Consider the following 6,026-nt stretch of genomic DNA (forward strand, 5'->3'; position numbering starts at 1 on the left):
TATCCGTGGGCGTGTCGTTATCACCAGACGTACCCGAGGTATCTTCCACATCGTTGTCCGAGGGGTCTTTACCTGTGGCCGTTGCCGTGTTCGTTACCTTGCCAGCATCAATGTCAGCCTGGGTGATCGTGTAGCTTGCAGTAAACGTCGTGTTGTCGCTTGCACCAGGTGCCAAACTCGCAATCGGGTCGCCACTAACGGTGACTTTAGCATCCGTGATATCGATGTTTGACACGGTCACATTACCGGTGTTCGTTACCGTAAACGCGTAGCTGATCGTCTCGCCAACGTCAGCTACCTTGTCGCCGTCTTCGTCCTTAAACGTCCCCGTCTTGATCAGAGCGATCGAGGGCGTACGTGTTATGAGGACTTGAGTTGGATCATTGGTAGGGTCGCTATCCGCATCCGCATCTGTATCTGTTGCTTCATCGCCACTATCAGAGGCATCAGAAACATCACTACCAGATGGATCTTTACCCGTAACGGTTGCCGTATTCGTGACCACGCCGGCATCGATATCCGATTGTTTAAGGATGTAGTGTGACGTGAATGTCCAAGTTTCTCCCACATCCAAAACATCATCGTCCGTTATACCTGGAATAGCAAACAAGGCTTCATTTTCATCTGCGGTGAGCGTGTCAGAAAGCGTTATATTGGTTAGATCAACGTTACCTGTGTTTTCTACTGTGATCGTGTAGTTGATCTTGTCTCCAGCGTCAGCAACATCGCTTGCACCTGCAATACTCAAATCGGCAGCAGGCAACGCTTTTTTAACGACCTTCAACTCGGGCGCGGGAACGACGTTATTTTGGGCGGCTGTACACACTGTATTAACAAGACTCGAGACATAAGCGTTTGCGGGAGCACCAATATCTTGATAAGTGGAACCAACGAAAATATTGTCGGTCGTGCCTGTAACCGCCAAAACACGGTCTCTTACAGCTTGTTCATCTGCATCGGCGGGCTCCTGAGTCGGATCTCCATACTCAGCGGCAGCCACATCAATAAGCATGACGACAACCGCAATACCCTCAGCTCTCAAAGCAACCGCGGCATCAGACCAATCTTTGCCACCACCGCTGCTTGAAGCGGTGAGCTGATCGAAGCTCGCATCCGTGAGGATCACCGCAACCTTCGCTGCGCCGGACCTCGCATTGCTTCCTGCCCCTAGGAAACGATCTTTTAATGCATCCGTTGCCGAGGCCAAATCAGTCCCACCGGTATAGGTTCGCTTGCGATATAGATCCCTGATCCCGACACCGTCGTCATCGCTTGACCCGTCATAAAGAGTGGTATTAAAAGCATCAATATCGCCGTTGGTGTCGGTAGTCTGCCCGACGCGAGTTAGAAATCCCGAATCGTCTGGGTCCGAGAACTCATCGGTCAATGCGGGAATGTAATCTTGCTTTCGCGCTGCCGTACCCCAACCGAATATCGCGGCCTGAACCCCCGTTTGCGCGTCAAACTCGAACGCATCGCTCACCTGGTAAACAAAATTCAACGCATCCGCCATTTCTTGGTTAGTGACGCTACCGGACTCGTCGTTAGCAAACCAAATATCCGCTTTACTGGTACATAATTTATCAGCGTCGTTATCTTGTATCGTGCCCGTTGCCGCAACGCCGCCAACGATCAAGCTATAAACCTCATCAGACTCGTCCCTTGAATCCTCCAACCCACCAACTGTGACGGTAAAAGCTGAAACACCCGCAGGGACAGAAAGGCCGCCCTCTACAGGTAGAATTCCGTTAGAGTAGGCAGCGACAGCTTCAAAGTCTGAACCTGCTTGCGCTGTGCCGTTATTGAGCGAAAAACCGAGCACCGTGGTCACAGCAGTAGTTCCGGATAGCGCCACATCGTGCACAAGGTCGACGCCTTCAATCTCTGTCTCGCTGGATACAGATGCAACAGTAACTACATCATTGTCTTGGATAGTACCCGTACCCGAACTGCTGCCTACGGTCACAGTGTAGGTTTCATCGACCTCATCAACCGCGTCATCCTCAGAAGTTACAGTGACGGTAAAACTCGTAACACTCGCAGGCACTGTGATCTCTCCCGCAAACAACTCAACGCCATCAGAAAACACCGGAGTTAAGTTGTAATCATCGGGAGTCTGGGCCGTACCACCACCCAAAGAGAAAGCAAACACTTCTGCACTGCTTGAAGCACGCGACAAAGTGACAGTATGCTGCAAGTCAGTACCTTCCACCTCTTGAGCATCACTGACGGATGCTATCGTTAAAGGCTGACTTTCTGGCTGAGCGAGATAGCCGTTCAAATAGTCTAGGAGTGCCGCAGGATTTGCCGCATTACCATTAAAGTCTTCACCATCTGCATAACGATAGCTCGTCAAGCTGTTGACTTGCAGCGCGATATTGGTATCGCCTGTCTCACCAAAATCACCAAGACCATCGGCGTCACCATTAATGGTGCATCCATTGATGGTCACATTCTGATCCGGCTTTGGGATAAAACCTATCGCCAAAAGAGGGTTGGCCCCCTCTCTCCAAGTCACGTTGACTTGCACGATTGACTGCTGAACGACATCAAATGCGTCTGTATAGGTAAAGGTCAATTGCCCGGGAAAGTCGTTCCCTTGGTCTTTAGTCGCAGTTTCTGGGATATCGAATAGACCATCACCATCCGTATCCAACTGGTCAAAAGCTACTTTTGTGATGCCGCAGGTTTCAGTGCGTTTTGTCGCAGTCACATCTTGGGTGTTGTTAGCGACCTCGCCAATGTAACCTCTATCAAAACTGACACTCAGCAACTGTGCTGGCTGAGCAATTGCTGAAGCGGCGCTCGCGAGCAAAAAAGTGGAAGACAAGGCCAACTCCAGTGTGCGCCCAAAGCGCCCAAAATTTCTTTTTTTAGTTCTTGGGCTTAAAGCTGAGACTCGAGTTTTCATAGGGGCTCCACAGGGCACACAATTTCTGCAAGTTATACAACCGTAAAGCTTATCAATTTATCAACTCATTTAATACGAAACTCTATATGATAAAAATGTAAGGATTTGTAAGCTTTTTAAGCATTTGCCGTGAAATGGTGATGCAGATCACAGAACTGTCGCTCGACTTCTTTCAATCGAACTTGCAACACCCTGGGAATCTTCTTACGCTTAGCCAACAATAATCTGTATACAGGGCTACAAATTATGTCGGCGAATACCACCCCAAAATGCTGTGTGATCGGCGCTGGCCCCAGCGGCATTAGCACCATCAAACGGCTCAAAGAATTCAACATTGCGTACGACTGCTTTGAAGCCTCCGACAATGTAGGTGGCAACTGGTATTACAAAAATCCCAACGGCATGTCGGCCTGCTACCAAAGCCTGCATATTGACACCTCGAAATTCCGTATGGGCTTTGAAGAGTTTCCGGTACCCAAAGACTGGCCCGACTTTCCGCACCACAGTGACATCTTCGGTTACCTGAACGACTACACCGATCATTTTGGTCTACGCGACACCATCACCTTCAACACGAAAGTCGAGAATGCGCACCGTGAAGACAACGGCCAATGGAGTGTGCGCACATCGGACGGACAAACTCGAAGCTATGATTTTATGATCGTAGCCAACGGCCACCACTGGAGCCCCCGCTGGCCGGAGCCCGCGTACCCGGGCGACTTTGCGGGCCAGCAAATTCACGCGCACAGCTATAACACACCCTTTGACCCGATTGATATGCGCGACAAGCGGGTGTTAGTGGTAGGGTCTGGCAATTCGGCCATGGATATCGCGTCTGAGCTGTCGATGCGCTTTTTGACCAAAGAGCTGCACATATCTATGCGCCGTGGCGTATGGGTATTCCCAAAATACATCAACGGCAAACCTGCCGACAAAGTCATGCTACCCGGCTGGGTGCCCAAAAGCATTCAAAACTGGCTAATGGAAGTCACGGCAAAAAAAGTGATTGGCAACCCCAAAGACTATGGCCTACCGGAGCCTACCTACAAGGTGTGGCAGGCGCACGGCACTATATCAGGCGAGTTTCTGCAGCGGGCGGGCTCTGGCGATATTAAAGGCCGCACAGGAATCGATCGGTTCGAAGGCAATACCGTGCTCTTTACCGACGGCACGCAATCAGACTTTGATGTGATCATTTGGTGCACGGGTTACAAAATAGACTTCCCGTTCTTTGATCAAGCCCAATTCAAGGCCGACGAGAAGAACAACCCACCAAAACTGTTCAAACGCTTGTTTATACCCGAGGTGCCCAATTTAATTTACATGGGCTTAGCTCAGTCCTTGCCCACTTTGGTTAATTTTGCCGAGCAGCAGTCTAAACTCGTGGCTCCCTATATCTTGGGACAATACGCACTCCCAAGCGCACAGGCGATGCACCAAGCCATCACCGACGACGAAAAGTTCTATACAGGACACTATTACGAAAGCCCCAGACACACCATACAGTTGCATTTTGACCATTACGCCAAGCGCCTAGATAAAGAAATTGCAGCGGGCAAAATCAGAGCGCGTAAGCAAAGCGCCAAAGCCGCCTAACTAAGCAGCCGCCCAACCATAGAACCACTGGAATAGCGCCACTCACTTGGCGCCGCCACCAGCCCATGACGGACGGGGTCGCGGTGCAAGTAATCACGCAGCCGCTGTAATTGTGCTACGGAGTGAATAGGGGTGCTGGGATAGTAGCTCCTAAATAGTCTAAAGTTAGCCTTGTGCAAGCGCTGGCTGGCACCGGTGCTATCAGCTAGTGCCACGCTAAACGCTTCGCAAAGTCGCCGACACCGCTCAACATGACCTCGCTTGGTCGGTAAAGTCCATATCACATGCGCATGATCGGGCAACAACACAAAGGCGTTAACGCGAACAGGAAGTTCTTGTTGCACTCGGCTCAAAGCCGAGAACCAAAGGTCTGGATAATCCGTTAAGTACCGCTTGTGAGCATGGCGCAGTCGTATTGTAAAGTAATAAGTATTGGCGACGGTTCGGGGTCTAAGCTGCATTTCTTGATCCTTCACTCAACAAACCACCAAACTACCCACTTCAATCGCCGGAACCAACATTTTGGGCACCCGCGATCAACTTTGCACAAAGAAGATTTACCTGCGGACTCAAACCCACGAATAAGTCGCCGAGCAGCTCGCATGCCTGTCTTAATATCGAGAAGATTAAAGCCCACGAAACATGCTAATATTCGCGCAAATACTGCAAGGATTTCGCATGCATTGCCCATTTTGCTCTGCTATTGATACCAAAGTCATCGATTCCCGCTTAGTGGCCGAGGGTGACCAGGTGCGCCGTCGCCGCGAATGCTTTGACTGCAAAGAACGCTTTACCACCTACGAAATCGCCGAGCTCGTCATGCCGCGCATTGTCAAACAGAATGGCGTGCGCGAACCCTTCGACGAAGAAAAACTGCGAGCAGGATTTCAGCGCGCACTCGAAAAACGCCCCGTGGCCGTTGAAGCCGTCGAAGCCGTAATCCAGCGTATCAAACATGCGCTGCGCGCTACCGGCGAGCGCGAAGTGGGCTCACGCGTGCTAGGTGAACTGGTCATGAGCGAACTACGCACCCTAGACGAGGTCGCCTACGTGCGCTTTGCCTCGGTTTATCGCAGCTTCCAAGACATCTCCGAATTTAAAGACGCCATTGACACTCTGCGACACTCAACCGACAGCGACTAGACGTGACTAAACCTTCTGATGCAGCCTTGATGCAACGAGCCATCAATTTGGCCGAGCAAGGCAAGTACAGCGCCAAGCCCAACCCCCATGTGGGCTGCGTTATCGTCAAAGACGGGCAGATTGTCGGGGAGGGTTTTACCCAGCCCCCAGGCCAAGGACATGCTGAAGTCATGGCCCTAACCCAAGCCGGCGAGCAAGCCCGTGGAGCAACCGCTTACGTTACCTTAGAACCCTGTAATCACCATGGCAGAACTGGCCCTTGCAGTCAGGCACTTATTCAGGCGGGAATTAGCAAAGTGGTTGCCGCCATCGAAGACCCCTACCCCGAAGTCGCGGGCAGCGGATTTGAAGCACTTAAACACGCAGGTATTGAGGT

At 51.2% G+C, this 6,026-nt stretch carries 5 protein-coding genes; 3 read left to right on the forward strand and 2 right to left on the reverse strand.

Going from position 1 to position 6,026, the window contains the following annotated elements; translation table 11 throughout:
- Positions 1–2,911: DUF7507 domain-containing protein (locus ACTF5Z_RS08305; RefSeq protein WP_438985231.1), on the reverse strand; the 2,911-nt coding region annotated here is incomplete at its 3' end.
- Positions 2,912–3,157: 246 nt separating this feature from the next.
- Here ACTF5Z_RS08305 and ACTF5Z_RS08310 point away from each other — a divergent pair.
- Positions 3,158–4,507, forward strand: coding sequence for a flavin-containing monooxygenase (locus tag ACTF5Z_RS08310; RefSeq protein WP_438985232.1), 1,350 nt, complete (start codon positions 3,158–3,160; stop codon positions 4,505–4,507).
- On the opposite strand, the gene ACTF5Z_RS08315 is transcribed toward ACTF5Z_RS08310, so the two are convergent.
- Positions 4,504–4,968, reverse strand: coding sequence for an REP-associated tyrosine transposase (locus tag ACTF5Z_RS08315; protein ID WP_438985233.1), 465 nt, complete (start codon positions 4,966–4,968; stop codon positions 4,504–4,506). The genes ACTF5Z_RS08310 and ACTF5Z_RS08315 overlap by 4 nt on opposite strands.
- A 217-nt stretch (positions 4,969–5,185) precedes the next feature.
- On the opposite strand from ACTF5Z_RS08315, the gene nrdR reads away from it, so the two are divergent.
- A complete protein-coding gene (gene nrdR, locus ACTF5Z_RS08320; RefSeq protein ID WP_009577191.1) occupies positions 5,186–5,650 on the forward strand; it encodes a transcriptional regulator NrdR in 465 nt (154 codons plus the stop codon).
- Between the two features lie 2 nt (positions 5,651–5,652).
- On the forward strand, positions 5,653–6,026 hold a 374-nt coding region (gene ribD / locus ACTF5Z_RS08325; protein WP_438985234.1), incomplete at its 3' end, for a bifunctional diaminohydroxyphosphoribosylaminopyrimidine deaminase/5-amino-6-(5-phosphoribosylamino)uracil reductase RibD.

This window comes from Aequoribacter sp. (assembly GCF_965659035.1).
Classification (GTDB): Bacteria; Pseudomonadota; Gammaproteobacteria; order Pseudomonadales; family Halieaceae; genus Aequoribacter.

What these genes read in the sequence shown, in the direction of transcription:
- ACTF5Z_RS08310 (WP_438985232.1), top strand. Translation starts at nt 3,158, where the DNA reads ATGTCGGCGAATACCACCCCAAAATGCTGTGTGATCGGCGCTGGCCCC.
- ACTF5Z_RS08315 (WP_438985233.1), bottom strand. Translation starts at nt 4,968, where the DNA reads ATGCAGCTTAGACCCCGAACCGTCGCCAATACTTATTACTTTACAATA.
- nrdR (WP_009577191.1), top strand. Translation starts at nt 5,186, where the DNA reads ATGCATTGCCCATTTTGCTCTGCTATTGATACCAAAGTCATCGATTCC.